This is a genomic window from Kiloniella litopenaei, assembly GCF_000982415.1.
GTDB lineage: Bacteria > Pseudomonadota > Alphaproteobacteria > Kiloniellales > Kiloniellaceae > Kiloniella > Kiloniella litopenaei.
The window spans coordinates 1-565 of sequence record NZ_LANI01000069.1 but is presented as its reverse complement, the minus strand read 5'-3'; the positions used below and the strand labels follow the sequence as shown (position 1 = coordinate 565).

The 565-nt window shown below is 42.7% G+C and carries 1 protein-coding gene; it reads left to right on the top strand.

Annotated elements, in window-relative coordinates:
• The first annotated feature begins 163 nt into the window (after positions 1-163).
• On the top strand, positions 164-433 hold the full coding sequence (locus tag WH95_RS20145) for a hypothetical protein (protein WP_052742187.1): 270 nt from the start codon (positions 164-166) through the stop codon (positions 431-433).
• Positions 434-565: the final 132 nt, after the last annotated feature.

Sequence of the window (565 nt, the reverse complement as noted above, 5' to 3'; positions counted from 1 at the left end):
TGGAAGGTGAGTATGATGATGCTCATCCATCCATTGTCAAAAGAGTGCTGAGAGACTGCCTGGATATGATGGAGCTTTAAGCAATTTAAAAACACCTATTACTCCCTCTGGAATAAAAACTGGAGGGAGTTTTTTAATCCAAATTCATTACAGAGATAAAAAAATGAGTGAGATACAGAAACTAATACAGAACCTGTTTGGTAAATGGCAGCTAAGCGATGGAGATGTCGCTGAGGTACTAGGGCTAACTGATGAGGAATATGAGCTCTTTAAAGCTGGAGAGCTGGATAAACCAGAGCTTGGAGGGAAGCTAACGGAGTTGCTCAGGATAGACAGAGCTTTGAGGGTTATCTTTAAGGAGCCTCAGAGAGGCTATAAGTGGATACGGAAGCCCAACGACATCTTTGGCGGGAAACTGCTCTGGAGGTCATGAAAATGGATTTAGGGCGGGTGAGGGGGTACCTTGAGGCGGAGGTTATTGGGTAAATGGGTAGAAACATGAATTAATCAATATATAACTTTGTGTGTTGACGTTTAGAGCGATTTGCGTTCAGTAGGAATCATT

Bases quoted from the DNA above. Each gene is read 5' to 3' on its own strand.
- WH95_RS20145 (WP_052742187.1), top strand. From the start codon at position 164: ATGAGTGAGATACAGAAACTAATACAGAACCTGTTTGGTAAATGGCAG.